We start from the raw sequence: 26913 nt of genomic DNA, 5'->3' as shown, positions 1-26913 counted from the left end.
TAATATTATGTCAACCTTAGTAAAAATCACATTAGCAATCGCATTGACCTTAAGTATCGCAGTTCCCTTTGGAGCCTTTGCCATGGGCGAAAAAACAAAGGGCCGCTATAAAACCGCACTTGGAATCAACGCACTTTTATTTTTCGGAACCCTGATCGTTTCCAGCTCATTCATGTTTAACGGCCAGGCTTCTGCTGCCGAAGCAGCCGCAGCCACTGGAAGCATCGCAGGAATGGGATACCTGGCTGCCGCTCTTTCCACAGGGCTTGCCTGCATCGGCGGAGGCATTGCCGTTTCCGCGGCTGCCAGCGCCGCCCTTGGCGCCATCAGCGAGGATGGCTCCATACTTGGTAAATCACTGATCTTCGTAGGGCTTGCCGAAGGTGTGTGCCTGTATGGTCTGATCATTTCTTTCATGATCTTAGGAAAACTGTAACCAATGAAAATGTATTTGATCAGCGACAACGTGGATACCTGGACCGGCATGAGATTAGCCGGGGTGGAGGGCGCTGTCGTTCATGAAAAGGCGGAACTGAAACGCGAACTGGATAAAGTACTGGCCGACAAGGAAATCGGGGTCATTCTCCTGACGGAGAAATTCGGAAAAGAGTTTCCGGATATCATCAATGATGTGAAGCTGAACCGTAAGCTCCCATTGATCGTAGAGATCCCCGACCGCCATGGCACCGGCCGCAAGCCGAACTTTATCACGGATTACGTGAATGAAGCCATCGGATTAAAACTATAAGAAAGAGGTGGTCATCTTGACAACTGAGGAAAAATTGCAGCATTTCCTGGAATTTTGCATGGAAGATGCCAGAACCCGCAGTGCAAAGATGCTTGATGAATATACGGCAGCCTTAGAGCAGACCTTTTCGGAGCATCAGGAAGATGCCAAAAGCCGGGCCGCCCAGCAGGTGGCTTTGGAAAGTGAACGGATCGAACGTGAGATCAATAAAAAGCTTTCTCTGGAACAGATCGGCATGAAGCGGGTCTTTGGAAAAAAGCAGGATGAGCTGAAGGATAAGCTGTTTTCAGAGCTTCGGGACAAACTGGCTAGATTTATGGAATCGGCCGAATATACAAAGCTTTTGGAAAAGCAGATAAAAGAAGCCAAGGCTCTGGCAGGAAAAGAATTTATTACCATTTACATTGATCCTGCAGATGAAGAAAAGATCAATGAACTGTCAATTATAGGCGGCTCTGATATCCGGGTGAGCGAATACTCCTTTCTGGGAGGAACCCGGGCTGTCATCCCTTCCAGGCATATTTTAATCGACAATTCCTTTCAAACCAAACTGGCGGAAGCAAAGCGGGACTTCCGCTTTGATGTAAAGGATCTGATGGGAGGTACTGACAATGATTAATACAGGCACCATTTCCGGCATCAACGGCCCTGTTATCTATTTAAAGGGCGATTCCGGATTCCGAATGAATGAAATGGTCTACGTGGGCAAAGACCACTTAGTCGGTGAGATCATAGGCCTTACTGACCGCCGCACCATTGTCCAGGTATACGAGGAAACCAGCGGCTTAAAGCCGGGAGAAACGGTCACATCCTCTGGCTTTCCTGTATCCGTCACACTGGCTCCCGGTATTTTAAATAACATCTTTGATGGAATTGAACGCCCTTTAAGTGAAATAGCAAAGACCGGAGGCCCATACATTGACCGGGGTATTCATGTGGACTCCCTTGACGGCACAAAGCTCTGGAAGACCCACATAACCGTAAAAAAAGGGGATCACCTGTTCCCAGGAACCATCATTGCAGAGGTTCCTGAAACTCCTGCCATTGTCCATAAGGTTATGATCCCTCCTGATATGGAAGGTTATGTCCTTGACGTAGTTGAAGATGGTTCCTATACCATTTCTGATCCCCTGCTTACCCTGCAGTTGACCGACGGCTCTGAAACAAAGGTCACCATGACCCAGAAATGGCCCATCCGAGTTCCAAGGCCCATATTAAAGAGATACCCGGCCGGGAAACCCCTTATTACCGGGCAGAGGATCATTGATACCCTGTTCCCTCTTGCAAAGGGAGGCACCGCCTGTATCCCCGGCGGCTTTGGCACAGGTAAAACCATGACCCAGCACCAGATCGCCAAGTGGTCTGATGCGGATATCATCATTTATATCGGCTGCGGGGAACGGGGCAACGAGATGACCCAGGTGCTTGAGGAATTCTCTGAACTCATTGACCCCCGCTCCGGAAATCCCCTGATGGACCGGACCACACTCATCGCCAATACCTCCAACATGCCTGTAGCCGCCCGTGAAGCCAGCCTCTACTCCGGCCTTACCCTGGCGGAATACTACCGGGACATGGGATATCATGTGGCGATCATGGCTGACTCCACCTCCCGCTGGGCCGAGGCCTTAAGGGAGCTGTCCGGACGTCTGGAAGAAATGCCTGCGGAGGAAGGCTTCCCGGCTTATTTAGCTTCCCGCCTATCGGCCTTCTATGAAAGGGCCGGAATCATGCAGAACATGAACGGAACCGAAGGTTCAGTCACCATTATCGGAGCCGTATCCCCTCAGGGAGGTGACTTCTCCGAGCCGGTAACCCAGAACACCAAGCGTTTTGTGCGCTGCTTCTGGGGCCTGGACCGGAACTTAGCAAACGAACGCCATTTCCCGGCCATCCACTGGCTCAGCAGCTATTCCGAATATTTGACCGACTTAGCACCCTGGTACGTGGAAAACGTGGATAAGAAATTCGTGGACTACAGAAACCGCCTGGTCTTTCTCCTGACCCAGGAAAGCAGCCTTATGGAGATCGTAAAGCTCATCGGCGGAGACATGCTTCCCGATGACCAGAAGCTTATACTGGAAATCTCCAAGGTGATCCGGATCGGATTTTTACAGCAGAACGCATTCCATAAGGACGATACCTGCGTCCCAATGGAAAAACAGTTTAAGATGATGGACTTGATTCTTTATTTATACAAGAAATCCCGTTCCCTGGTTTCCATGGGAATGCCTATGTCCGTATTAAAGGAAGATCCGATTTTCGATAAGATCATTTCTATTAAATATGATGTATCTAATGACAGACTTGATATGTTTGATGACTACAAAAAGCAGGTAGACGCCTTCTATGATTCCGTCATCGAACGCAACGCATAAGAAGGAGGCAGGCTATGGCAATTGAATATTTAGGACTAAGTGCGATCAACGGTCCCCTGGTCGTTTTGGAAGGCGTCCAGAATGCTGCTTTCGACGAAATTGTGGAAATGACCGTAGAGAGAAAAACAAAAAAGCTGGGACGCATCATTGAGGTTTACGAGGATAAGGCCATCATCCAGGTATTTGAAGGGACTGATGGCCTGGCCTTAAGAAATGTCCATACCCGCCTTACCGGACACCCTATGGAACTTGCTGTGTCCGAAGACATGCTGGGACGGACCTTTAACGGGATCGGAGAGCCCATTGACGGGCTTGGAGACATCAACTCTGACATCCGCCTGGACATTAACGGAAAGCCCTTAAATCCTGTTACCAGGGAATATCCAAGAGATTATATCCGTACAGGGATCTCAGCCATCGACGGGCTGATGACCCTGATCCGGGGCCAAAAGCTTCCCATCTTTTCAGGAAACGGCCTTCCCCATGATGAACTGGCTGCCCAGATCGTGCAGCAGGCCTCTCTGGGGGATGACGCCCTTTCCAGTGAAAAATTTGCTGTGGTATTTGCAGCCATGGGAGTCAAATACGATGTGGCCGACTTCTTCCGCCGCACCTTTGAGGAAAGCGGGGTTTCCGACCATGTAGCCATGTTCATTAACCTGGCAAACGATCCTGTGGTGGAACGTCTGATCACGCCCAAGGTGGCCCTGACTCTGGCAGAATACCTGGCTTTTGAAAAGGGGATGCATATACTGGTCATTTTGACCGATATGACCGCCTATGCAGAGGCTCTCCGTGAGGTTTCCTCCTCAAAGGGGGAGATCCCTTCCAGAAAGGGCTATCCCGGTTATTTATACAGCGAACTGGCCTCCCTTTATGAACGGGCCGGCATCGTAAAGGGCCGGCATGGCTCCGTGACCCAGATCCCCATCCTGACCATGCCAAACGATGACATCACCCACCCTATCCCGGACCTTACGGGATATATCACGGAAGGTCAGATCGTTCTGGACCGCAGCTTGTACGGACAGTCGGTCTACCCGCCTATTAACGTCCTTCCTTCCTTAAGCCGTCTGATGAAGGATGGCATCGGAGAAGGCTTTACAAGGGCTGACCATCAGGGCCTGGCAAACCAGCTTTTCTCCTGCTACGCAAAGGTAGGGGATGCCAGAGCTCTGGCATCGGTCATCGGGGAAGATGAGCTGTCCCCTATTGACAAAAAATTTCTGGTGTTCGGAAAAGAATTTGAAAACCGGTTTGTGGGACAGGGAAACCACGCCAACCGGAACATCATTGAAACCCTTACCATTGGCTGGGAGCTTTTAGGGCTTCTTCCAAGAGCCGAGCTGGACCGCATCGACACCAAGGTCTTAGACCAGTATTACAAGCCAGCCACCCTTGACGGACGGTCAGAATAGGAGGGATATTCATGAATCCCAATACATTTCCCACCAAGGGGAATTTGATCCTTGCAAAAAGCTCTCTGACATTGGCCAGACAGGGCTATGAGCTGATGGATAAAAAACGGAACATCCTCATCAAGGAGCTGATGAGCCTGATCGATGAGGCAAAGGGCATCCAGTCGGAAATCGATGTCACCTTTACTTCCGCCTACAAGGCCCTGCAAAAGGCCAACATTGAGCTGGGAATCAACTATGTGCAGGACATTGCCCTGGCAGTCCCTGTGGACAATTCGGTGCGCATCAAAACCAGGAGCATTATGGGAACAGAGATCCCCCTGGTAGAACATGATGAAATGCCTTTAAACCTGACTTATGCCTATTACAATACCAGGGAATCCTTAGATGAAGCCCGTTTCCAGTTTGAAAAGGTGAAGAAGCTGACGGTAAAGCTTTCCATGGTGGAGAACTCCGCCTACCGTCTGGCAAACAGCATTAAGAGGACCCAGAAGCGGGCCAATGCTTTAAAGAATATTACGATTCCCAGGTATGAGACACTGACAAAGAATATTACCAATTCTCTGGAAGAAAAAGATAGGGAAGAGTTTACCAGGCTTAAGGTGATCAAGAGGAATAAGAATGGAATTTAACGGCCAGTTCCAGGGACCGTGCAACATATTTGAAATCAGAAGCCTTAAAACCATAAGGATCGGAGACGGGAACAGCAGCTATTAGTTTCCCGCCTCTGATCCTTTGTTTTTATATTTTTTAAAATAAAAGTATGAAAAATGAACCAAATGGCTCTTCAATGGCTCTTATTATCAGATGCATCTAAAAAAGGAAAGGAAACAGGTCATGAAGGAAGGAAACAGGGCTTTGGTAGAAAGCATGATAAATGGCAGCGAAGCAGCATTTGACGAACTATACCGTTCCTATTCCGGAAAGCTGTACCGTATGGCGTATTTTATTACCGGTAACCGAAGTGACAGTGAGGACATTTTACAGGAAACATTTGTTAAATGCTATCTTTACAAGTCAAAACTGAAACAAACAGAACGGTTTGAGCCGTGGCTTTACCAGATTCTGGTCCGAACAGCCTGGCGGCTTGAACGAAAGAAAAAAGGGAGGGCTGAGATCTCTTACGAAGGTATTCTGGAAAATGAGGAGGAAAAAAAGAGCGGAGAGCACATCCGGGAAGATAAGAAAGGGGACGGACCATTGGAATCTGTTTTAGAGGCAGAGGCAGCAAAAGAAATCCAGGCAGCCCTCAGCCATCTGGATATAAAATACCGTACCGTAGTTCTGCTGTATTATTATAATGAATTGACCACCAGAGAGATCGCCCATATTACAGGAGCCATGGAAGGGACGGTAAAATCCCGCCTGCATAAGGCACGAAAACTGCTGAAGGATTTATTGAAGACTGACGGTACTGAAAGAACAGAAATGGAAAGGGGTGTTTGCCATGGATAACTTTAGGGATGACAAATTAAAGCAATTCATAAAGACCGGGTTGGATCAGGTAACACCGGATGAGCAGGCAGAGGATCGTTGTCTTAGGGAAATTCATAAAAAAATAGAAATGAGGAGTGGAATTATGAAGTTTAATAAAAAGAGAATGGTGGCAGCTTTGGCTGCAATGTGTGCCATAACGGTAATGGGAACTGTTACGGCAATAGCAGGAGGTAAAATTACAAGCCTGATGAGCTCTGTATCCCATAACGACATGGTTCATTCAAAGGATGAGCTGATCCAGTCAGCCAAAATCCAGATGGGAACAGCTCCAAAGCTGGTGGATTCTTTTTCCAACGGCCTTACTTTTAACGAAGGCATCATAACAAACGTGGAAGGAAGGGATGAAAACCAGAATCCATTGATCACCTACCCGGAACTCTATGCCAGTTATGGGGATAATAACTGTGTATCACTTAACATCTACCAGCACCAGGACATGATTCCTGAGGATTTTTCCGATGCAAAAAAACAGGAAGTTTATCAGGGTATCACTTTAGAGGCCTATGAAGATAACTATCTGTTTTTACCGCCGGATGCAAAACCGTCTGAGGAAGACTTAAAGCTGGAAGAAGAAGGGAAGCTGATGATCAGCTACGGAAGCAGCGAAGAAGAGCGCAAGGTATACCGTCACGCAGGCTGGAGTGAAAACGGTATGGAGTATTCCCTCAACTCCTTTGATGACTTAAGCTGTGAGGATTTAATCGGCATGGCGAAGGAAGTCATAGACGCAGAGTAAGCCCGTTACCAATTTATAAAAGTGAAGAAACTGACAAAGAACATCACTAATTCACTGGAAGAAAGAGATATGGAAGCATTTACCAGGCCTAAAGTATTTAAGAGGAATAAGAATGGAATTTAGGAGCAGGTTTCATGGGCGGCTCTTATAACCTATAAGGATCGGAGACGGGAACAACATCTGATGTGTTTCCCGTTTCCGATCCTTTCTTTCCATATTTCTCTATAAATTTTTATAACCGGACAGGCACTTTTCTCACTGCGCCTGCAGGGTAAATATTCTGGCTTCATTGTCCGCCTTGATCACCGGCATGGGCAGTCCCGCATACATCAGCGCTGCCCCGGAAAGCTTTATGCCAAGCTCCAGAATTTCATACACCATCTGCTCCTCAAGTCCCCTAAGCCTTAAGTAAATGATTCCCTTATTCGCTCCGGAAACCCGCTGTACATACCCTACCACTGCCGCCTTTTTATCATGGGAAACAGACATAAACGCCCCATACTCCCGCTCCCTTTCCGGGTTGGTCAGCCGGTAATAGTCTCCGTGAGCGGACACCAGCCCGTGTTCCTTATAGTATTTGACCTGCCTGCGGACCGCATCCTGCTCTTCCTCTGATATTTCATTTAAGTCCAGCTCATACCCAAAGGTCCCAAAATAGGCAAGGGCAGCTCTCGTATCAATGGAAACCGTTCTACCTGTCTGCTGGTTGGGGCACTCAGAAACATGAGCTCCCATGGCAAAGGGAGGATAGATCATGGAAGTTCCGTACTGAATGTGAATCCGTTCCACCGCATCCGTATCATCAGAGCACCAGATCTGGGGCATGTAGTATAAAACCCCCATATCAAACCTTCCGCCACCTCCACTGCAGCCTTCAAACCGCACATTTGGAAACGCCTTTGTCATCTTTTCCATCAGCTTATAAAGGCCCAGCACATACTTATGGCAGACCTCTCCCTGCCTGTGGGCCGGAAGGGCCGAAGAAAAACGGTCCGTCATGCTTCGGTTCATATCCCACTTGATGTAATCGATCCGGGCATCCTTAAATTCCTCATAAAGCTGATGAAAAACAGCCTCCACTACTTCATCCCTGCTGAAATCCAGAATTAGCTGATACCTTTGCCGGGTTGGCTTTCTTCCCGGAATCCGGATACACCAGTCAGGGTGTTCCTCATAAAGCCTGGAATCCTCATTGACCATTTCCGGCTCGATCCAGATACCGAACTTTAACCCCATATCCTGAATTTTTTCAGAAAATCCCGCTATTCCACTGGGCAGCTTACTTAAGTTACACTGCCAGTCTCCAAGGCCTCTGTATTCATCGGTCCTTCTTCCAAACCAGCCGTCATCCATGACAAACATCTCAACCCCCAGTTCCTTTGCCTTTCCGGCAATGTTCACCAGCATTTCCTCGTCAAAATCAATCATGGTCGCCTCCCAGTTATTAATGAGAACCGGACACCTCTCATTGATAAACTGACCGGGAATCAGATGATGCTTCACTGCCCGGTGGAAATTGTGGCTCATTTTGGAAAGGCCCTGGGAACTATAGGTCATGACTGCTTCCGGTGTTTCAAATACACTGCCCTTTATAAGCTCCCAGTATAGCGTCTCCGGGTTCACCCCTGCCACCAGCCTGGTCTGCTTAAAATCGTTTACCTCTGTTGTGATTGCAAAGTTTCCGCTGTAAACCAGGGCAACCCCGTAACAGTCCCCCCCATCCTCTGTTGCATCCGGGCTGCACAGAATGGCCGAAGGGTTCTGATAATGGCTGGAAATGCCTCTGGCGCTGTCCACTGTGATCTTCCCGTGTCTCACAGGAGTTCTCTCTGCACACCGCTCATGGCCCCAGCTTCCATAGAAGCTGATCATATCCATCTGATCCGTTGGGAAAGAAATGCAGGTGGAATGGGCTGCATTGACAAACACGGTCTGTTCCCCTGGATTCTGTATCCTGGCACATCTTGTGATGATGTCATACTCCTCCAGCACGCCGTAAACAAGAGTCACCTCCACCTGGGTGTAAGGGTCTCTCATCAAAACCTCCAGGGTCTGCCATGCACCGCCATTTTCCCGCAAAGACGGCATTCCATGCAAGCTGTATTTTCCATCAATCACCTTATGGGACACATACCTTAAGTCAATGCAGTTGGATCCATCCCCGTTGATCACGCTGACTGCGGAAACCCGGAAGTCTGAAACTCCAAACCCAGGATATTCCTGTTCCAGCACATCCAAGCAGATGGTCCTGTCCTTTTCCGACTCATAGGGATTAGCTTCGAACCCATGACGGATTCTCACTGGGAGATAATCCACTGCATCGGAAATTCTTCTTCCATAGTATAAGTGCTCTAAAAATCCAAACTCAGCCAGCCGGAACTGGTAGCTTGTATGTTTCGTGTTCAGCAAGAATACCTTTTTATCCTCAATATATTTTACACTCATAACAAACCTCAATCTTTCAAAAATTTTAGAAAGAAAGCGGAAGTCTTATCCGATTCCCGCTTTCCTGTTTGAATCTTATTTAATTATTTTCCAATTACTTGATTGCGCTGTCCACCATGCCCTGGATAAAGTACTTCTGTAAAAACAGAAATACCACAACCATGGGAAGAATTCCGATAAAGGCTGCTGCTGCCGCACCGTTGACATTGGCCGAGTCTGCAGAAAAGAAGCCTGCAATGGCCAGGGTAATGGTTTTGATCCTGGGGGCCTGGAGTAAGTATAGGGCAAACTGGTAATTGTTCCAGCAGTTCACGCCTGTGATGATGATAACAGAAGCTGTTACCGGCTTCAGCTGGGGCATGATAATCCGGAAAAATGTCTGGAACGGCCCGCAGCCGTCAATTGCGGCCGCTTCCTCAAGGGCAACCGGAATGCTGGTAATAAAGCTGGAAAACAAAAAGATGCTGGTAGGAAGCTGGAAGGTGATCAGGGTCACGATCATGCCCCAGTAGGAATTGATTCCCTGAATTTTTGCCATAAAGGAATACAGAGGAACCAAAATACTTAAGGGGGGGATCATCATGACACCCATAATAAACCCTTTCACCAGATTATTAAGCCTGCTCTTATTTCTCGCAAGGGGATAAGCCGCCATAGCACCGACCACCACAATGAACAGAATTGCCATGCCGCTGATGATCACCGTATTTTTAAGGGCCAGGAGCATCCCTCCCCGTTCCAGTGCGGTATAAATGTTTTTTAAGTAAAAATATCCCGGAAAAACCCACCTGGAGGAACGGTCATAGGGGGATTTAAACGCAATGGCGACCACCATATAAATGGGCACAAAGTGGACTGCAATGATGATGAGAGCCAGAATGTACTTCCAGGCATTGGAAACTCTTGATCCTTTCATTACGCATCCACCTCCTTCTTGTCAAAATACCCCATGACCACATTGCTGATGATCATAATCAGCAGGAATGAAAAAATGCCGATTGCAGAAGCATATCCTGCGGACTGGGCGGAAAAATACTGGTTGGTAACCAGAGTGGACAGGGAATGAGTGCCAAATCCCGGTCCGCCGCTAGTCAGCGCCATAACCAGGTCAAAGAGCTTTAATCCTCCGATCAGGTTTAAAATGGTAGAGGAAGAAATGGCCGGCATCAGCAGGGGAATGGTAATGTGTTTAAAACGTTCCCAGAAGGTCGCCCCGTCGATCATGGCTGCCTCATAATACATGTTGGGAACATTCTGAAGGCCTGCCAGGTAAATGACCATGGCCACGCCCACAAACTGCAGGGAATTCACTAAAACGATGATCCAGATGGCTGTTCCTGAATGGACCAGTAAATCCACCGGCTCCATGTGAAGGGCGGTCAGAATATCATTGACCGCACCTCCGTCATACTGAAAGAAGAAATACATGATGTAACCCATAATCAGCGGAGCAATCATAACCGGCATATAGATAATCGTTCTGACAAGGGAACGTCCCTTAAATTTTGTATTTAAAAATAATGCATAACCAAGACCCAGTATGTTTTGGATCATGGTGCTCATAACACCGTAAATAAGTGTATTGACCAGTGCTGTCTTCACATTTGCGTCCTGAAACAATCTGGTATAATTCTTAATCCCAACATATTTCATGGTCTGGGAATATCCATTCCAGTTGGTAAAGGACAGCCGGATACCTTGGACAAAAGGATAAATTACAAAAACCAGAAACAGTATCACTGCCGGAATATAAAACAGATTGATCGCTGATTTTTTTTGAATCTTCATGTTTACTCCTGTGCTTTCTTTTCCTCATAGCTTGTCTTCATCTGATCCACTGCAACGGTAAGAGAATCTGACTGTCCGGAAACAACGGCGGCTCCTGTTACGCAGAGGTCATTCCACATGCCGCTTGGAAGATATTTTCTGTCAAAATACGGAATGTTTAAAATAGAACTGTCATTTGCATACTTATCATAGAAGGGAGCCAGTCTTCCCGTATCACTTACCACGTTGTCTAGTCCGGAAGGCATACCGCATTTGGTTGCAAGGTAAGAACAAATGTCTTCCCGGGCAAGGAAATCCATAAACTGCTTTACTTCTTCCGGATGCTTCGTGGTCTTTGACATACCCACTGCAAAATGCTCTCCTGTCATCAGGGACTGTTTCAGCCCTGCTTCCCTTGCCGGAAGAGGCATAAAGCCCATTTTCGTATCCGGGTTCTGAACATAAGTCTCTGTGATTCCGCTGGCTGCAGTAAACATAAACGCTGCCTTATCAGCTGCAAGAGCCTTGATACCGGTCATGAAATCAGCTGTAACGGCATCTGTATTAAAGTATCCCTTCTGCCTCCAGGAGTCGATCTGGTTTACGACCACATTCCACTTGCTCCAGTCAAAGCTGCCGTCTAAAAGGGCGGACTGATTGGCTTCATCCTCGTTTGTGATTAAGGTGGGTGCCACGAAATCCATCATATTTCCCATGGTGTAGCTGTCTTTTCCGCCAAGCTGAATTGGGGTAAGTCCAGCTGCCTTGATCTTCTCACAGGCTGCCTCGAAATCAGCCCAGGTTTTGATGTCATCCACATTCACACCGGCTTCTTCCAGAACATTTTCGTTGTAGATCATTCCGGTTAAATCCATATCAATGGGAAGGGTATAAAGGTTTCCTTTTCCATCAGTGATCTGCTCCTTAATGCTTGGAGAAATGTGAGATGCAAACTCAAAATCATTTAAAGGAGATAAGTATTCCGCATATCTTGCAACTGCCCAGCCATGGGTTGTCCACACATCAGGAAGCTGGTTGGAAGCCATTCTGGTCTTCATGATATCGGAAAAATTACTTCCAGGCATGACCGCTTCCACGCCGATTCCGGTCTCCTCCGTAAACTGCTTGCAAACATCCTGAATGGCGTCGCTGACAGACTCACCGTTTAGGTTATACAAAAATTCAATGGTAACACCAGTGGAAGCTGCTGCACTCCTTTTTGATTCTGTCTCTTTTTCTGATTCTGCAGCTGTTGTCTCCACAGGCTCCTGAGGCGCCTTGGAGCAGCCCAACACGCTGACTGCGATGAAACCTGCCATTGCGGCAAGTGCTAACTTCTTCATAAAAATTCTCCCTTACATTCATATTAGTTTTTTAGCCGGCTGTTTTGTAGTTTTAGTTTATCATAGTCCTTTGGGTTCCGTAAGATACTCAAATCTACACTTTCAGGCTCATTTCCATCATTTTCCCCATGGGGGATTGAAAAACATTTATAATATGGATACAATATAGGCCCAGGAGGTGACTCAACATGAAAAAACGCCAAAGCTTTCAAAACCGGTTTTTGGCCCTGTTTCTCGTCAGCATTGTTATGCCCATCATCATCATGGCCACCATACTTGCCTTTTATTTTCAAAACAGGATTTACAGGAACAATGAAAAATACTTTTCAACCTCCCTTTATTCCATTTCAACCAACTTAAGCACCTATGTGTCCGACTTAAAAAGGCTGGCCCTTACCCCTTATATTTATGATGATATTCTGAACTTTTTTGCATCTGTTGAAAATGGGAAATACACAAAGGACGGTTCCTCAGACTACCGGATCGAGCGCCACCGGCAAAATTATACCACTTCAATGCAGCGTATTTTAAATACCGCCAGGGAGGATATCCTTTCAGTTTCTTTCATGCCTGTAAACCCGGACAACCATATCATCGTCACTGCAACAAAAACCAGTGACCTTATCAATACCACTGACTTTCCTTACCAGCTGGAGCCCTGGTATCAGCAGGTTTTACATTCAACGGATCCCTATTATTTTATGGTTTCAGAGCCTCCTCCTTATATCCGCTCTGAGACAACGGTCATCTCCGCCCTTCATACGGTCCGCAACGTGTACACCAAACGGAAGCTGGGCATTATACGGATCGATGCCTCCGACAAAATCATTAAGGATATTTTCAGCAGCGTAAGCTTAAGCGAAAATTCAGGCTTTGTGATTGCAGGCCAGGACGGAACTCCCGTTTACCAGGTCGGAAAAGTGGAGAAAGGCATCCTTGAAAAGCTTTCTTCCCCGGAAAATAAAATCCTGACAGACTCCGATACGTACCTCCTTTACAAAAGCGATATTTCAGGAATGCCCTGGCAGCTTATTTTTGTCTCCTCCCAAGAAGATATTTTTAAGCAAATATCCATTGTGTGGAGTCTGGCCGCTATTTTAAGCCTTACCTCCATTCTGGCTGCATTCACCATTTTCCGCTCCAACTCAAAAAAGACTGCCCTTGCTTTAAATTCCATTTTAAATACCATGAAAAAGGTGGCACGGGGAGACTTGGAGGCTTCTGTCCCTGACACAGACCTTTTGCAGAACGATTCTTTTAACACGGAAGAATTGTCTCTGATTGCAGAAAATTTAAATGAGATGATCCAGAAGCTTCAGCTTTACATTGACCGGTCCTATAAATATGAGATCGACCGGCAGCAGGCAGAATACAGGGCTCTTCAAAGCCAGATCAATCCCCATTTTCTCTATAATACCTTAAACTGCTTTCTCACCATGAACCGGATCGGAATGAAAAAAGAGCTGGAGGACAGCATTATCGAGCTCACCAGAATATTCCGCTATACCTGCAGCGATGCAACACTGACCACAGTTCAGGAAGAATTTGAATTCTGCATCCAATACTGCAATCTCCTTAAAATACGCTATGATGAACGGCTGACCTTTATAAGCTCCATGGAGGAAGAGGCAAAGAACATTTCCATTCCAAGACTTCTCATACAGCCTCTTGTGGAGAATGCCTTAAAGCATGGAATGGGCGGGGACGGTATTTCCATTACCATCTCCATATCCGCTTCCATTGAGGACCATACCCTGATCCTGGAAGAAATAAACAACGGAATTCCCATTAATATTAAGGAAGTATACTCCAATGGAAAGGTTGGCATAAGAAATGTGGAAAACCGGATAAAAATCTTTCACCCTCATGCATCCTTTGAAATAAGCCTGACTGGAGACATTACTTCCATGACAATCAAAATACCTCTGGAAGGAGGAACCTCATTATGAAAATTCTTTTAGCTGATGATGAACGCCTGATCCGGCTGGGATTAAAAAGCATGATTGAGGAGCTTTATCCCAACGTGCACAGGTTTTTTGAAGTGGAAAACGGAGAAAAACTTTTAGAGCAACTGGAAAAGGATACGCCGGACCTGATATTCCTGGATATCCACATGCCAATGCTCACCGGACTGCAGGCATTTTCCCGGTTTCATGAGCAGCAGATTCCCGTGGTCATGCTGACCGGATATGCGGAGTTTTCCTATGCCCAGGAAGCCTTAAGACTGGGAGCCTTAGACTATCTTTTAAAGCCGGCCAGTCTTGACGAGGTCCGGGCTACCATGGAAAAGGCAGCTTCTCTTTTTGGAGAGCGGGAGCTTTTGCTGAAAAAGGATTATGAACTGGAATTTGAAAAAATTCTTGACCTCTATACATCCATCCGGTTTTTACAGACTCCAAGGTACGTTCTTCCCCCTTACACGGCGGTTCTCTTTTATGTTGACCATTACCATAACGAAACCTTTAAAAACGACTTGGATGAGTTAAATACCACGCTCTCTTCCATCTCCTCCCGCCACGGCGCCAGGTTTACCTTGACATTTCTTCCTACAGGGGAAATCTGTTATCTTACCAGCACCGCGATTCCCCCAGAGGATTTTAAGAAAGAACTGACCCGGTTTCATCAGGCCAGCGGATGTGTTGCAACCGGATTTCACATTTCAGCCGGGGATCTTTCTCAGCTGTTTGCACAGATTGAAGCCGTTCAAAGGGTGGAAAGCCTGCGCTTTTGTGTTGGCCTTGGATCGGTTTTATCAAAGAAAGAGCGGCTGGAGTTTTCTCCTCTCCTGCCCTTTTCGGATTTGCTGGAAAAGCTTTTGATTGCCCGCCAGACAGATGATGTTATGGGTTTTCAGAATCTTCTCCATACACTCTCCCATTTTCCTCATGAAAAAGAGGTTTTTGAACTTTGCGATGATTCCTTAAACCGCATTCTCACCATGGAATCAGGAACAGCAGCCGGCATTAACTCCATCAGCCGGCTCGTGGATTTTTTTAAGCAGATGACTTCCCAAAATCAGAGCATTGACTTAATTGATAAAATCAACGTTTATATTGAGGAGCATTATATGGATCAGATCGGGATCAATACCATTGCAGATATGATTGATATTTCACCTAATTACTTAAGTAAAATCTATAAGATGAAAACCGGGGAAAAATTTGTTGACCACTTAACCGGGGTCCGTATAAAAAAGGCAATGGAACTCATGTCAGGGGGACATACTGCCACGGTACGGGATACTGCAGAGAGGGTGGGATATTTCAGCACCAGGTATTTTACCAAGGTTTTCTTAAAGAGTACGGGAATCTCACCTTCCGAATATTTAAAGGGTCATTTGCTGAGTGAAGGGAAACCCACCGCTCTGTAATAGACCAGGGCTGTTTCTTTCAATACAGCCACCATATGGATGCTGATACAAATAATTCAAAAAATGATAAAATTACTCATATTGACCGAATCGGTTCATGGTGTTATAATCAAGCCATAAACCGATTCGGTCAAAACTATTTCAGAAGGTGAGAACATGGAAAAACTTAAAGAACTCTCAGAAGAAAAGCAGCAGCCCATCATTGAGGCGGCATTAAAGTGTTTTGGAAAGCATGGATACAAAAAGGCCTCCATGGGTGACATTGCCCAAAACAGCGGCGTGTCCAAGCCAATGCTGTTCCATTATTTCGGAACAAAAAGAGATCTGTACCTGTACCTGTCGGAATATGTGAGAACTGTTATGCTTGACGCTTATAAGCGCAGTGAAATCGATGCATATGACGATCTGTTTGAACGCATTACTGCGGCTTCCAGAATGAAGATGGGCATACTGGAAAAGTACCCTAATATATTGAAATTTATTATCAGCATGTTTGAGGAAACCGACGATGCAGTTACTGATATAACAAAAAAAATCATGCCGGAATCCCAGCGTTTTTCCTATGACCTGGTGTTAAAAAAGGAAGATGCAGTTAAATTCAAGGAAGGCGTGAATATTGATGAGGTCATGCGCCTGATGTTTCTCATGGCGGAAGGTTACGCCCATGAAATGTCCGATGAACGATACAGCCTTGGGGAAATAACGGAAGAAATGGAAAGAATCATGAACATGCTGAAAAGCAGTCTCTATAAGGAGGAATACCTGTGATGTATATATTGAAAATCCATGATAAAGAAGCCGCTTCCCTTAAGGTATCAGGAGGAAAGGGTGCCAGTCTTGCAAGGTTGATCCGGCGGTTCCCGGAAAGCGTGCCGGGAGGCTTTATTATTACAACGGAATTTTTTAAAGCATATATCCTTCCTGCCGTAAACCAGGCCCGGGACGATGCAAAATCCACTGTTGCCGGGCTGATCCTGCCCGCCGAAGCCAAAGAACTGATCCGATCTGCCTATGACGGCCTGGGGGACAACATTTCCGTTGCCGTTCGTTCCTCCGCCACAGCTGAGGATCTGCCGGATGCTTCCTTTGCCGGCCAGCAGGACACTTATTTAAACGTCTCCGGTTTTGAAGCCGTAACAAAAGCGGTGGTTAACTGCTTTGCATCCCTGTATAATCAGCGGGCGGTTTCTTACCGGGCAAAAAACGGGTTTGATGAAAGCGAAGTCCAAATGGCCGTAGTCGTACAAAAAATGGTGGATGCAAAGGCGGCAGGGGTCATGTTTACCGCCGATCCCATAACCTCAGACCGTTTTACAACTGCCATTGAAGCAGTGGAAGGCCTTGGGGAAGAGCTGGTGTCCGGGCGCAAGACCCCGGTTACATGGACAGTCAAGGGAGACATCGTAAAGAAAAGAAGCGGCCCAGAACCCTGCCTTACCGAAGCCCAGGTAACCGCCCTTTCTGCTATGGGAAAAAAAACAGAAAAGGAATTCGGCAGTCCCCAGGACATTGAATGGTGCTTTGACGGAGAGCGGTTCTACATCGTCCAGTCCCGGGCAATCACCACCCTTTTTCCCTGCCCCTCTTCTCCCGACGGCTTTAAGCGCTGTTTTATCTCCGTCGGACATTTACAGATGATGACCGACACCATGCTGCCCCTTGGCATGTCCTTTTGGAAATTGATGTCACAGACCGTGAAGATCACGGAAATCGGCGGACGGCCCTATATGGAGATCACCCATAACTTAAACAGTCCGGTAGGCAAAGCACTGGTACGGCAAAAGCTGTCCAATTCCGACGAGCTGATGAACAACGCATTCAATCAGGTCCTGGGAAGAAAGGATTATATGAAATCCATCCCAAAAGGCCAGAAAAGCGATTTTGCCATACCAAAGGACGTGGGCAAATCCATCACTGCCGGATTCAGGATCTACCGGAAAAACGATCCGGCTATCATTGACGGCTACAACCGCCGCATGGAAGCGACAGTCCAAAAGACAAAAAAGGGACTTGACCGTCTGACCGGCAAAGCGGTGATCGATTATATTGTTAACGATACAGACAATCTGATGAAAAGCCTGTTTGACCCGGAAGGCCTAGGGCCTCTTATGGTTGCCTTCTACCTTACAAAGTCCATTGATAAAGCAGGAAAGCTCCTCCTTGGACGGGACAATATAAGCGTTGAAGTGTCAAAATCCATAAAGGGGAATATCACCTCAGAAATGGGATTTTTCGTCAGCCGCATTGCAGATGCAGCCAGAGATTACCCGGAGGCCGTAAAATACCTTGAAACAGCCGGAGATTCGTTTTCCATTGACGAATTGAGGAAACAGCCGGGCGGCGGGGAAGCCGCAAAGGCTTTTGAAGAATTTTTCTCACGGTACGGAATGCGCTGTCCCGGAGAAATCGACATTGCAAAGCCCCGGTTTGCAGAGGCACCGGAAAAGATCCTTCCCACCGTACTGGCCGACATAAGGCTCCCTGAAGGCCATACGGAGCAAAAGCTCCTTCAGGGAAAGAAAGAAAGCGATGAAGCGGTAAAGGCCATGGTTCTGGCTGCTAAAAAGAAATGGGGCGCCAGGAAAGCCAGAAAACTGGCAAAGCAACTGTCCTTTTACCGGAATTTCTTAGGACTGCGGGAATCCCCGAAATATTATTGGATGAAACGGTACTGGGAATACAAGCAGGCGATCATCCGGGAATCTGAAAAGCTTGTGAAAGAGGGCAGGCTAAGAAAGGTAGAAGATGTGTTCTACTTAAGCCTTTCGGAGCTGGCTGTCTTATTTGCCGGAGAGCAGGAGCTTGATTATGGAAAAATCGATGGACTGCGGGCGGATTATGAAAAGTACGCCTCTTTAACACCGCCCCGCCTCATCTTCTCCGACGGAGAAGTGGTGGAAGGGGAATACAAACGCAAGGTCCCTAACGGAGCACTGCCGGGGCTTGCCGTATCAGGCGGCGTGGCAGAGGGCCGGGCCAGGGTCATCCTGGACATAAAGGAAGCAGGAAAAATAGAAAAGGGCGACATCCTGGTGACCAAATTCACCGACCCAAGCTGGACACCGGCCTTTATCTCTGTGAGCGGACTTGTCACGGAGGTTGGCGGAATGGCCACCCACGGCGCGGTCATCACACGGGAATACGGCCTGCCTGCAGTGGTGGGCGTGACCGATGCCACAAAACGCATTAAGGATGGGGATCGGATCCGTGTGAACGGCAATATGGGATATATTGAGTTTTTGGAATGAGAAAGGAGACTCACCAGTGAATGCAATTCATATTAAAAACCTGACCAAGAGCTATGGGGATCACAGAGGTATTGAGGATGTGAGCTTTTCCGTAGAAGAAGGAGAGATCTTCGGCTTTATCGGACCAAATGGGGCCGGTAAATCCACTACCATCCGCACCCTTCTGGCACTGATCCATCCCACCTCCGGAAGCGCGGAGATCTTTGGCAGGGACTGCATCAAGCAGGCTGCAGAAATCGCAAAGGATGTGGGATATTTACCCGGAGAGTCCGCCTATTATGACAATATGACGGTCCGGGAACTGGTAACCTACGCGGCGGATTTGTACGGCGTAAAGAACGACGGCAAAATAAAAGAGCTTTCCAGGCGCCTGGGTCTGGACTTGTCCCGTAAAATTTCCGACTTATCCCTGGGAAATAAAAAGAAAGCAGGGATCCTGTGCGCCCTGCTCCACTCTCCCAAGCTCATTATATTAGATGAACCCACCAGCGGCTTAGACCCGCTGATCCAGCAGGAGTTTTTTACCATTTTAAAAGAAGAAAACAAACGTGGTGCGACGATCTTCTTTTCTTCCCACGTCCTGTCGGAGGTTCAGAAAATCTGCGACCGGGTGGCAATTTTAAAAGAAGGAAAGATCATCGGCATACAAAAAATCAGCGAACTTCGGGCCAACAGCCATAAAAAAATCAGTGTTACGGCAGAGGAAATACCGGCAGGCTATTTTAACCTTGTGGGAGTTACCAATTATCATCAGGAAGGCCATACTGCCTCATTCATGTTCATGGGGAATATGGGAGAGATCCTGGCAAAGCTGTCTGCCTTAAAGGTCCACGACCTGTTTATCGAGGAACCGGCGCTGGAAGAAATTTTCATGCACTATTACAGGTGAGGTGAAGGGGATGACCGTATTTAAGTATGAATTGAAACAGTTAAAGAAAAATATCATCATCTGGTCCCTGTCCATGGGCGGGCTGATCTTTCTTATGCTGCCCACGTACCTTGGTTTTATCTCCGGGACAGATGCTATGATGATTGAGGCCATAAAAAACAATCCCATGTTTGAAGCCTTAGGAGTCAGCGCCGCCTTTGTAATGACCCCCCTTGGCATGTTCAGCTTTTTAAACAGCTTTGCCATGGCAGCAGCAGCGATCCACGGAATGAGCATTGCCTTTTCCTCCCACACAAAGGAATATAGGAACAAATCAGCAGAATTTCTGCTGACAAAGCCCCTTTCCAGGCGCAGGATTTTCTTTAGCAAGCTTCTTGCCTGTACGGCAGACAGCCTGATTGTGGGAGCCGCCTATATCACAGGAGCGGCACTGGCCATTCTGACCGTCAAAGACGTTTCCGTTGATTGGAGGGCATTTTTTCTCATAGGAAAATCCCTTGTGCTGCTGGAGCTGATGTTTGTGGTTTTCGGATCAGTTGCAGGGACGTTTTTCCCCAATGTGCGGACGCCTGTGCTCATATCCTCCTGCGTCATGTTTGCCTTCTTTTGCTTAAGTTCCATGTCAAAGAAGATCCATGAACCGGTGCTGGGTTATTTCACCCCCTTTGGCTTCTTTGATCCTGTCAGCATCGCTGAAACCGGATTTTACCAATGGAATTATGTTGTGTGGTATGTGATCCTGGTCGGGGCGCTATTGTTTGTCAGCTGCAGAGTATTTCTTAAAAAAGACGTTGTATTTGGAGGCTGAACATGAAGACGATTTATTTAAAAGAGCTGAAATTGACGAGAAAGCTATTGATCATATGGCTTGTGCTGATTGTAATGCTTACAGGATTTGCAGCAATAGAATTTGTGGTGCTAAAGGATGCAATGGGAGAAATCGCAGAGTTGGCAGATGGCTTCCCAAAAATCATATTGATTTTATTCGGGCTGAATGGGGTGCGAATTGACACTCCCCTGGGCGCCTATCAGTGCATGGTATTCTGGATTGACTTACTGGCCTTTTTTTATGCGGGATTTTCAGGGGTATATGCCGTTTCCAGGGAAGAAAAATTTGGCACAAGCGAGTTCCTGTTCTCAAAGCCTTATAAACGTTCCGCCATCATTTGGGCAAAAATCGGAGCGGCAGTAACAAATCTTGGGATATTTTCGATCACGGTGGGGATCATGTCCTATTTGTGTATCATTCTTCCCCTGGGTGACCGGAGCATCGCGGGTACACATTTGATCACAACCATCGGAATATTTATCACGCAAACTGTGCTTTTCGCCATAGGGCTTTTCATTTCGGGCCTTGCGAAAAATTATAAGGCCGCAAGCCTTATTACAATGCTTACGATCATGACATTTTATGTGATCAGCTTTGTGCTGGATTATGCCGGCAACATGGATTTCTTAAACTTTCTGACACCGGTGAGTTATTTTGATGTGGTGTCAGTTTCAGAACAGGGACTAAACCCTTTCTATATCCTGCTTTCATTCGTGATCATTTTGGTTAGCTGTTCCATGGCAGGCAAGCTTTACACAAGAAAAGATTTGCGAGCTTCGTAAATGGCAGAATGGCGGAACTGGGTTTATCAATAACCCAGCTCCCCATTAACAAGAAGCTGAAATGAGTAATCCGGAATTCCTTTAATTATATCTTTTTCGTCCGCTGGCATCCGGAATCCCAGCTTCCTCACGGTATTTTGCAACCGTACGCCGTGAAATAGAGATGCCGAATTCCAAAATCTTCTCACTGAGAATCCGGTCACTGTATGGTTTCTTCTTGTCTTCTTCCTTGATAATATCCTGAAGAACCCGCTTGATATCCCCATTCGTCAGGGTCTGTGCTTCTTCATGAAACTGGCCTTTCTCATGTTTCATTACACTTCTGGGAAAAAAGAAGCTCATGGGATAAACTCCCCAGGAACACTGAAGATACTTCTTACTGACTGCACGGCTGACGGTTGATTCATGAACTCCTATAGCTTCCGCCACAGCCCCCATTCTCAAAGGGACTAAGTGATTTGGCCCTTTCATAAAAAAAGCTTCCTGGCATTCCAGGATTTTTTTTGATACCTGCATGATTGTCTTCGTGCGCTGTGCGACACAATGCCTGATCCATTCCGCCTGCCGGATTTTACTATCCAGATATGCTTTCACTTCTTCCGATTCCCTGCGCTGATTCATTTGTTGATAATAACAGTTAATCTGGATTCCTGAACAGGAAGACTCATTCAGCAGAATATCAAAATGATCTCTGAATTTCACAATGGTTACATCCGGAACAATATAACGCATCTGTTCGCGGTTACCAAACGAGGTACCTGGTTTGGGATTCAGTGATCTGATAATCTGACAATATCCTGCTGCCTCTGAAGAAGACAACCTCAATTTTCTTTTTATTGCAGGAATCTTATTTTTTGCAACCATCTCCAAACAGTCGTCAATGATCTGAGAAAGAACCGGAGACAGCATCTTCCGGCTTTTTAGCTGTAATTTTAAGCATTCTTCAAGACTGCGGGCACAGATCCCCGCAGGTTCCAGCGTCTGCAGTTTATTCAAAAGTTTTTGAACCAGGGGTTCATTCACTTTGAAATAAACCGAAATATCATGAACCGATTCTATCAGGTATCCCTTCCCATCCAGGCTTTCCAGCATGAATTTGACGATTTTCGTCTCAAGTGAAGAAAAATCCTCCATGATCAATTGTGACCATAAATAACTCTGCAGCGTTTCTCCATCATTGGCGTTATAATTCCAGCTATTCTTAAAATCATCGTCATCATCGTTCTGCTTCTGATAAAGGTAATGATTTTGTTCATTAAAGGAATCCAGCCATTGCAGTTCTTTGGATTTTTTTTGTTTATCCGCCAGCACCGGTTCAACAACATCTATGGTTGGATTTTCCAAAGCCAGCTCATTAATATACATATCCAGCTCCTGAGCTGTCATCTGCAGGATTTTTGCAGACTGTATCATCTGGGGCGATAGTGTCTGCCCCTGTTTCATCTGTAAATCTAAGTTCATTCTTTTCTTTCCCCCTTTCCCTGACCTCAGAACTGCATTAAGGAAAATTGGCTGCTCCACAGAAAAAGTAACATGCAAAGAAGAAGGCACCCACAGCACCCTCTTCTTTCTCTTTCTTAAATATCTAAGCCTTGCGCATACAGCTTATACGTTTCCAACTGTGATAAATCCACGTCATCAAGAGTAATCGGCTCTCCCTTTTTTACTTCCTTAAGCAAAGCCATGCCGTTCAGCAGATAGAAAGGAGCCAGGTTCTCAACTGATTTTCTTTCAAGAAGTTCAGGAACCAGGCCATCGATCGCATGATGATGTCCCTGGACTGTAAGCACAGTTCCTTTCGGCAAATCTTTCTCCGCAACACCTGCCAGAACAGATACCTGACGGCATTCCGGATGAGTACCGATTCCCATAAAGTCTCCTAACAAAACAGAGATCGGGGTTTCAAGTCCCATATAATGATAAGGATAATAAATACATGCATACTTGCCATTGCTGCTCATCACATGTCCCTTGCTTTTCAGGATATCCCACATCTTTTCATTTTCGCATTTAATGATGATAAACTCCCCTCCGCAGAAGCTTGCCTCGTCTGTACCTCTTAAATTGTAGAACACATCTACAACTCCCGTCTTTTTCAGGATACCTCCATCTTCTTCCGGAATAAAAATATTGGCAAGTTCGCTGGTCTTAGCGATGGGATAGCTTAAAAATGGAGCAGACGGCACAAGTCCGGTGATGTTTGATACAAGGTTCATCTCGCAGAGATCCGCTGAAATAACCCCGGTATACTTTTCCAGCATTTTGCGCCGTTCATTCAGGGTTTTCACTCCACGATAACGCCAATGCTCCAACATTTCCGGCAGATTTTCACTGGCACTGTTTCCATCTAAGTAAGTGAATTCCCCTGTCTCCCGATCCCAGACAAAATCGTATTCACTGGATTTTCCGGCAGCCACCACTTCCAGTCCCAAGAGCATAGCCCAGGAATAAAGGTCTAACAGGTTACGGGGCTGGTCACCGTTAACGAGAGCATAAACGGCACCGTTTTCAACAGCCACCTGATTTAAAACCGGGCCGCACACACTGTCCGTTTCCTTGGAAACCATGTAAACATTAATTCCCTTCCGAAGCGCTAAAAGAGCCGCATCAGAACTTACCGCAGTATTGCCGGTACATTCTACAAGAGCGGTAATCCCGCTTTCCATAACAAGGCGGTAATCTCTGACAATAATAACGGCATCTTCCGGTGTGCTCTCAATCTGGGCTTTCTCTTCGCAGAAAACAATCCTGTCTTCCTCATACCCGATTTCCTTCAGCACTTCCAGGCACTCATCCGGATGCCTGGAACAGATGACTCTCAAATCCATAAGCCTGACCTTTGGGATCTGGGCAAGCAGCGTATAACCATAACCACGGGTAGCTCCTATGATACCTACTTTTGATTTCTTTCCGGTATTGTCATTCATTAAATTTGTATAATCCATGTTTTGCATTACTCCTTTACTGGTATGAAATAGTGATCTGCATCAGCTTTGCAGCGGCGGCAGAAAACGGGGAGAATCAAGGACGGAACACAATCTTGATCGCAGCGTCATCCTTGTCAGCTAAATCAAAGCCTTCCTTAATGTCAGCCAGCTTAAATTCGTTGGTAATTAAGGGCTTAATCTTTACGGTACCCTGAATTATCGGGCGAAGTGTTTCGGGAACCCAGACATAACGCTGCTGCCATGTATGGTGAACCATGCAGGTATTTACAAATTCCAGACCATCATCATGCCAGCGGCTGATGTTCAAGGTTACCGGAGTGGTCACCCAACTGTAGAATACGAACTTTCCGTTATGGCGAATCAGAGCACTTGCAGCGTTAAAGGATTCTGCCGTACCCGCTGCTTCTATCACCACGTCGGCTCCCCGCCCTCCTGTCAGCGCTTTTACTCTTGCAACCGGATCCTCTTCTTTGGAATTGATTACAATATCCGCGCCCAAAGTTTTTGCCAGCTCCAGCTTGCCATCCAGAACATCGACTACAATTACCTGGTAAGCCCCCTTCAGCTTGGAACACTGGGCAATGATCTGTCCTGCATAGCCGCCGCCCATGACCACGACAATGTCGCCAAGCTGTACGCCGGTATTTAAGCCGGAATACATTGCACATGCCGTCGGCTCACCAAGTGCTGCGATGTCCATATCCAACCCTTCCGGAACCGGCTGGAGCTGAAAGGACTTTGACTTAAAGTAGTCAGCAAAGTTATTGTTCCAGCCGAATGCGATGACCTGATCACCCACCTTATAATCGCTGACACGGCTTCCTGCGGCAACTACCGTACCTCCGCTCTCATGTCCCAGCAGAAATGGAAATTCCGGCGGCTGGCGAAATTCCGCTGTCTGAGGAGGCATAAATCCCCGGTAAAAGCTCTTATCAGAACCGCAAATTCCCATCATATGGTTTTTGACGATGATATCATCCTCTTCACATACTAATTCACGTTCAATCAACTCAATGTCGTAAGCCTTGTTTAAGCGTGCTGCCCTTGTAATAAATTTTTCCATTGATTCCTTTCCTTTCTGTATGTAATTCCCGTCTTGTTTCAGCGGATTTATTTTAAAGATCAGATAACATGCAGGGCGACCAGGATCCAGGTAAATACTGCTCCTATAAATCCGGCTATGGTAGAAGCACCTCCTACGGCGCGGATCCCCTGATTCACATCCATATTTGACATGGAAACCGTTACCCAGAATCCGGAGGAATTTGCATGCTTAAACATCAGGGCGCCGGTACCGCAGGCCAGGAAAGCAGCTATGGGGGAGATGCCCAGAGTTGTCAGCATCGGCTCTACCAATGCGGCTGCAGTCATTACACCTAAAGCATTGGAACCGGTAACCGCATGGATAATGGCTGCAATGATGATGGGAATTAAAATGGCCGGGAATGGAGACTGTACCACAGCCCCTGCTATCTTTTCTGCAACGCCTGCATTCTTTACAAAGACAGCCAGAGCGCCGCCCATACCGGTTACAATGATTGGCATTGCAGCGGCAGTGATTCCCTCATTTACCCAGTCATTTAATACCTTCTTACTCTTCCATTCCTTGCCTGCCAGAAGCAGGGAAAGAAGGCAGCCGGTAAATAATGCCGCCAGAGGGCTTCCGATAAATGCGAAGAAGTTTGCAACAGGAGTATCCGGAACAACTACGGATGCACCGGTATTAGCCAGGATCAGAAACAAGGGGAACAAAATTGGCAGCAAAGACTTGGAAAGGGTCGGCAGCTCCATATGATCGCTTTCCTTTGCCGCTGTCAAAAACTCTTCCTTCGGGGCAACGGGAGTCTTTAATGTCATACAATAAAAAGTAGCACCGATCACACTTGGAACGGCAACGATAGCTCCCCACAGGATTGCCTGCCCTAAGGGTACGTGCAGCAAGGCTGCCGCAGATACAGGACCGGGAGTCGGAGGTACTAAAGATGCAGTTACCAAAGCGCCCACGTAAAGAGCAGTGCCGTAGCTCATCATGGATTTCTTCGTTTGAACAGCCAAAAGCGATACGATTGGAATCAACAGAATTACTACGGTATCTGCCCAGATGGGAATGCCGAGAATTGCCGAGCTGAGAGCAATCGCCCAGATTATGTTTTTTTCACCGACCAGGCCAATGGCCCATTTGGTAATCCGGATCGCTGCACCGGTCTTCTCCAGTACCGTGCCCAGGGTACAGCCTAAGAAGATTACGATTGCCACGCTCTTGATTGTTCCGGCGAAACCGCTGTTTATGGTATCTTCAATTTCCCTCCATGGGGTTCCCAGCGCAATTGCCAGGATTAAGGCAGAAATCAGGATACCAAATGCTGCATTGACCTTGCACTTGGAAATCAGGACGATCATCAACACAATGACCATAGCAAAAACGATAAGTACATAGGATGTTGACATAAGATTAACCCTCCATTAATATTTTGCTGCTGTCCAATTTCACTTGATCTGGATAGAGACGGGCGAT

General features: G+C 46.8%; 23 protein-coding genes. 15 read left to right on the top strand and 8 right to left on the bottom strand.

All coding sequences use genetic code 11. The features are described 5' to 3' along the window. The first annotated feature begins 7 nt into the window (after positions 1-7). The 8 genes from ACYVD3_RS05645 to ACYVD3_RS05610 all read left to right on the top strand — a co-directional run bounded on the left by ACYVD3_RS05645 (position 8) and on the right by ACYVD3_RS05610 (position 6777). A complete protein-coding gene (locus ACYVD3_RS05645; RefSeq protein WP_460641536.1) occupies positions 8-436 on the top strand; it encodes an ATP synthase subunit C in 429 nt (142 codons plus the stop codon). A gap of 3 nt (positions 437-439) precedes the next feature. After that, positions 440-748, top strand: a complete 309-nt coding sequence (locus ACYVD3_RS05640) for a V-type ATP synthase subunit F (protein WP_460641535.1) — start codon at positions 440-442, stop codon at positions 746-748. 16 nt (positions 749-764) lie between these two features. Continuing rightward, positions 765-1367 carry a V-type ATP synthase subunit E gene (locus ACYVD3_RS05635; protein ID WP_460641534.1) on the top strand — a complete coding sequence of 201 codons (603 nt, stop codon included), beginning with the start codon at positions 765-767 and terminating at the stop codon, positions 1365-1367. Further along, on the top strand, positions 1360-3126 hold the full coding sequence (locus tag ACYVD3_RS05630; protein WP_460641533.1) for a V-type ATP synthase subunit A: 1767 nt from the start codon (positions 1360-1362) through the stop codon (positions 3124-3126). Before ACYVD3_RS05635 ends, ACYVD3_RS05630 begins: the two co-directional genes overlap by 8 nt. A 14-nt stretch (positions 3127-3140) precedes the next feature. Next, entirely contained in the window at positions 3141-4544 is a 1404-nt protein-coding gene (locus ACYVD3_RS05625; protein ID WP_460641532.1) for a V-type ATP synthase subunit B, read from the top strand. Positions 4545-4555: 11 nt separating this feature from the next. Next, positions 4556-5176 carry a V-type ATP synthase subunit D gene (locus tag ACYVD3_RS05620; RefSeq protein WP_460641531.1) on the top strand — a complete coding sequence of 207 codons (621 nt, stop codon included), beginning with the start codon at positions 4556-4558 and terminating at the stop codon, positions 5174-5176. 205 nt (positions 5177-5381) lie between these two features. Next, positions 5382-5999 (top strand): RNA polymerase sigma factor, encoded by a 618-nt coding sequence (locus tag ACYVD3_RS05615; RefSeq protein WP_460641530.1) that lies wholly within the window; start codon positions 5382-5384, stop codon positions 5997-5999. Next, positions 5992-6777 carry a hypothetical protein gene (locus ACYVD3_RS05610; protein WP_460641529.1) on the top strand — a complete coding sequence of 262 codons (786 nt, stop codon included), beginning with the start codon at positions 5992-5994 and terminating at the stop codon, positions 6775-6777. Before ACYVD3_RS05615 ends, ACYVD3_RS05610 begins: the two co-directional genes overlap by 8 nt. A gap of 255 nt (positions 6778-7032) precedes the next feature. On the opposite strand, the gene ACYVD3_RS05605 is transcribed toward ACYVD3_RS05610, so the two are convergent. From ACYVD3_RS05605 to ACYVD3_RS05590, 4 genes are all read right to left on the bottom strand, one after another. Further along, positions 7033-9222 (bottom strand): alpha-galactosidase, encoded by a 2190-nt coding sequence (locus tag ACYVD3_RS05605; RefSeq protein ID WP_460641528.1) that lies wholly within the window; start codon positions 9220-9222, stop codon positions 7033-7035. Between the two features lie 94 nt (positions 9223-9316). Beyond that, positions 9317-10138 (bottom strand): carbohydrate ABC transporter permease, encoded by an 822-nt coding sequence (locus ACYVD3_RS05600; protein WP_460641527.1) that lies wholly within the window; start codon positions 10136-10138, stop codon positions 9317-9319. Next, complete coding sequence (locus ACYVD3_RS05595; protein ID WP_460641526.1) at positions 10138-11010, bottom strand: carbohydrate ABC transporter permease; 873 nt, start codon at positions 11008-11010, stop codon at positions 10138-10140. Before ACYVD3_RS05595 ends, ACYVD3_RS05600 begins: the two co-directional genes overlap by 1 nt. Before the next feature lie 2 nt (positions 11011-11012). After that, the gene (locus ACYVD3_RS05590) at positions 11013-12332 is read right to left on the bottom strand and encodes an ABC transporter substrate-binding protein (RefSeq protein WP_460641525.1); all 1320 of its coding nucleotides are present in this window, start codon (positions 12330-12332) and stop codon (positions 11013-11015) included. A 188-nt stretch (positions 12333-12520) separates the two neighbouring features. On the opposite strand from ACYVD3_RS05590, the gene ACYVD3_RS05585 reads away from it, so the two are divergent. From ACYVD3_RS05585 to ACYVD3_RS05555, 7 genes are all read left to right on the top strand, one after another. After that, positions 12521-14281 carry a sensor histidine kinase gene (locus ACYVD3_RS05585; protein ID WP_460641524.1) on the top strand — a complete coding sequence of 587 codons (1761 nt, stop codon included), beginning with the start codon at positions 12521-12523 and terminating at the stop codon, positions 14279-14281. After that, positions 14278-15702 (top strand): response regulator transcription factor, encoded by a 1425-nt coding sequence (locus tag ACYVD3_RS05580; protein WP_460641523.1) that lies wholly within the window; start codon positions 14278-14280, stop codon positions 15700-15702. The genes ACYVD3_RS05585 and ACYVD3_RS05580 overlap by 4 nt, the downstream gene beginning before the upstream one ends. Positions 15703-15858: 156 nt before the next feature. After that, positions 15859-16470 carry a TetR/AcrR family transcriptional regulator gene (locus ACYVD3_RS05575; protein ID WP_460641522.1) on the top strand — a complete coding sequence of 204 codons (612 nt, stop codon included), beginning with the start codon at positions 15859-15861 and terminating at the stop codon, positions 16468-16470. Then, positions 16470-18950: a phosphoenolpyruvate synthase gene (locus ACYVD3_RS05570; protein ID WP_460641521.1), complete on the top strand. Its 2481-nt coding sequence runs from the start codon at positions 16470-16472 to the stop codon at positions 18948-18950. Before ACYVD3_RS05575 ends, ACYVD3_RS05570 begins: the two co-directional genes overlap by 1 nt. 16 nt (positions 18951-18966) lie before the next feature. Then, positions 18967-19839 (top strand): ABC transporter ATP-binding protein, encoded by an 873-nt coding sequence (locus tag ACYVD3_RS05565; protein WP_460641520.1) that lies wholly within the window; start codon positions 18967-18969, stop codon positions 19837-19839. A gap of 10 nt (positions 19840-19849) precedes the next feature. Then, the gene (locus ACYVD3_RS05560; RefSeq protein WP_460641519.1) at positions 19850-20647 is read left to right on the top strand and encodes an ABC transporter permease subunit; all 798 of its coding nucleotides are present in this window, start codon (positions 19850-19852) and stop codon (positions 20645-20647) included. Positions 20648-20649: 2 nt separating this feature from the next. Further along, positions 20650-21450: an ABC transporter permease subunit gene (locus ACYVD3_RS05555; RefSeq protein WP_460641518.1), complete on the top strand. Its 801-nt coding sequence runs from the start codon at positions 20650-20652 to the stop codon at positions 21448-21450. 81 nt (positions 21451-21531) lie between these two features. Here ACYVD3_RS05555 and rpoN read toward each other — a convergent pair whose 3' ends face one another. From rpoN to ACYVD3_RS05535, 4 genes are all read right to left on the bottom strand, one after another. Further along, positions 21532-22911 (bottom strand): RNA polymerase factor sigma-54, encoded by a 1380-nt coding sequence (gene rpoN, locus ACYVD3_RS05550; protein ID WP_460641517.1) that lies wholly within the window; start codon positions 22909-22911, stop codon positions 21532-21534. Between the two features lie 116 nt (positions 22912-23027). Beyond that, positions 23028-24395, bottom strand: coding sequence for a homoserine dehydrogenase (locus ACYVD3_RS05545; RefSeq protein ID WP_460641516.1), 1368 nt, complete (start codon positions 24393-24395; stop codon positions 23028-23030). A gap of 76 nt (positions 24396-24471) precedes the next feature. Next, a complete protein-coding gene (locus ACYVD3_RS05540) occupies positions 24472-25461 on the bottom strand; it encodes a zinc-dependent alcohol dehydrogenase (protein WP_460641515.1) in 990 nt (329 codons plus the stop codon). A 59-nt stretch (positions 25462-25520) separates the two neighbouring features. Next, the gene (locus ACYVD3_RS05535) at positions 25521-26846 is read right to left on the bottom strand and encodes a GntP family permease (protein ID WP_460641514.1); all 1326 of its coding nucleotides are present in this window, start codon (positions 26844-26846) and stop codon (positions 25521-25523) included. Between the last annotated feature and the right edge of the window lie 67 nt (positions 26847-26913).

This window comes from Lacrimispora brassicae (assembly GCF_054772055.1).
This window is presented reverse-complemented; position numbering and strand designations above follow the sequence as displayed.

Coding starts and splice junctions, on each gene's coding strand:
- ACYVD3_RS05570 (WP_460641521.1), top strand. CDS start 16,470: ATGTATATATTGAAAATCCATGATAAAGAAGCCGCTTCCCTTAAGGTA.
- ACYVD3_RS05545 (WP_460641516.1), bottom strand. CDS start 24,395: ATGGATTATACAAATTTAATGAATGACAATACCGGAAAGAAATCAAAA.
- ACYVD3_RS05640 (WP_460641535.1), top strand. CDS start 440: ATGAAAATGTATTTGATCAGCGACAACGTGGATACCTGGACCGGCATG.
- ACYVD3_RS05575 (WP_460641522.1), top strand. CDS start 15,859: ATGGAAAAACTTAAAGAACTCTCAGAAGAAAAGCAGCAGCCCATCATT.
- ACYVD3_RS05590 (WP_460641525.1), bottom strand. CDS start 12,332: ATGAAGAAGTTAGCACTTGCCGCAATGGCAGGTTTCATCGCAGTCAGC.
- ACYVD3_RS05540 (WP_460641515.1), bottom strand. CDS start 25,461: ATGGAAAAATTTATTACAAGGGCAGCACGCTTAAACAAGGCTTACGAC.
- ACYVD3_RS05630 (WP_460641533.1), top strand. CDS start 1,360: ATGATTAATACAGGCACCATTTCCGGCATCAACGGCCCTGTTATCTAT.
- ACYVD3_RS05615 (WP_460641530.1), top strand. CDS start 5,382: ATGAAGGAAGGAAACAGGGCTTTGGTAGAAAGCATGATAAATGGCAGC.
- ACYVD3_RS05595 (WP_460641526.1), bottom strand. CDS start 11,010: ATGAAGATTCAAAAAAAATCAGCGATCAATCTGTTTTATATTCCGGCA.
- ACYVD3_RS05585 (WP_460641524.1), top strand. CDS start 12,521: ATGAAAAAACGCCAAAGCTTTCAAAACCGGTTTTTGGCCCTGTTTCTC.
- ACYVD3_RS05625 (WP_460641532.1), top strand. CDS start 3,141: ATGGCAATTGAATATTTAGGACTAAGTGCGATCAACGGTCCCCTGGTC.
- ACYVD3_RS05535 (WP_460641514.1), bottom strand. CDS start 26,846: ATGTCAACATCCTATGTACTTATCGTTTTTGCTATGGTCATTGTGTTG.
- ACYVD3_RS05560 (WP_460641519.1), top strand. CDS start 19,850: ATGACCGTATTTAAGTATGAATTGAAACAGTTAAAGAAAAATATCATC.
- ACYVD3_RS05580 (WP_460641523.1), top strand. CDS start 14,278: ATGAAAATTCTTTTAGCTGATGATGAACGCCTGATCCGGCTGGGATTA.
- ACYVD3_RS05645 (WP_460641536.1), top strand. CDS start 8: ATGTCAACCTTAGTAAAAATCACATTAGCAATCGCATTGACCTTAAGT.
- ACYVD3_RS05555 (WP_460641518.1), top strand. CDS start 20,650: ATGAAGACGATTTATTTAAAAGAGCTGAAATTGACGAGAAAGCTATTG.
- ACYVD3_RS05610 (WP_460641529.1), top strand. CDS start 5,992: ATGGATAACTTTAGGGATGACAAATTAAAGCAATTCATAAAGACCGGG.
- ACYVD3_RS05605 (WP_460641528.1), bottom strand. CDS start 9,222: ATGAGTGTAAAATATATTGAGGATAAAAAGGTATTCTTGCTGAACACG.
- ACYVD3_RS05600 (WP_460641527.1), bottom strand. CDS start 10,138: ATGAAAGGATCAAGAGTTTCCAATGCCTGGAAGTACATTCTGGCTCTC.
- ACYVD3_RS05620 (WP_460641531.1), top strand. CDS start 4,556: ATGAATCCCAATACATTTCCCACCAAGGGGAATTTGATCCTTGCAAAA.
- rpoN (WP_460641517.1), bottom strand. CDS start 22,911: ATGAACTTAGATTTACAGATGAAACAGGGGCAGACACTATCGCCCCAG.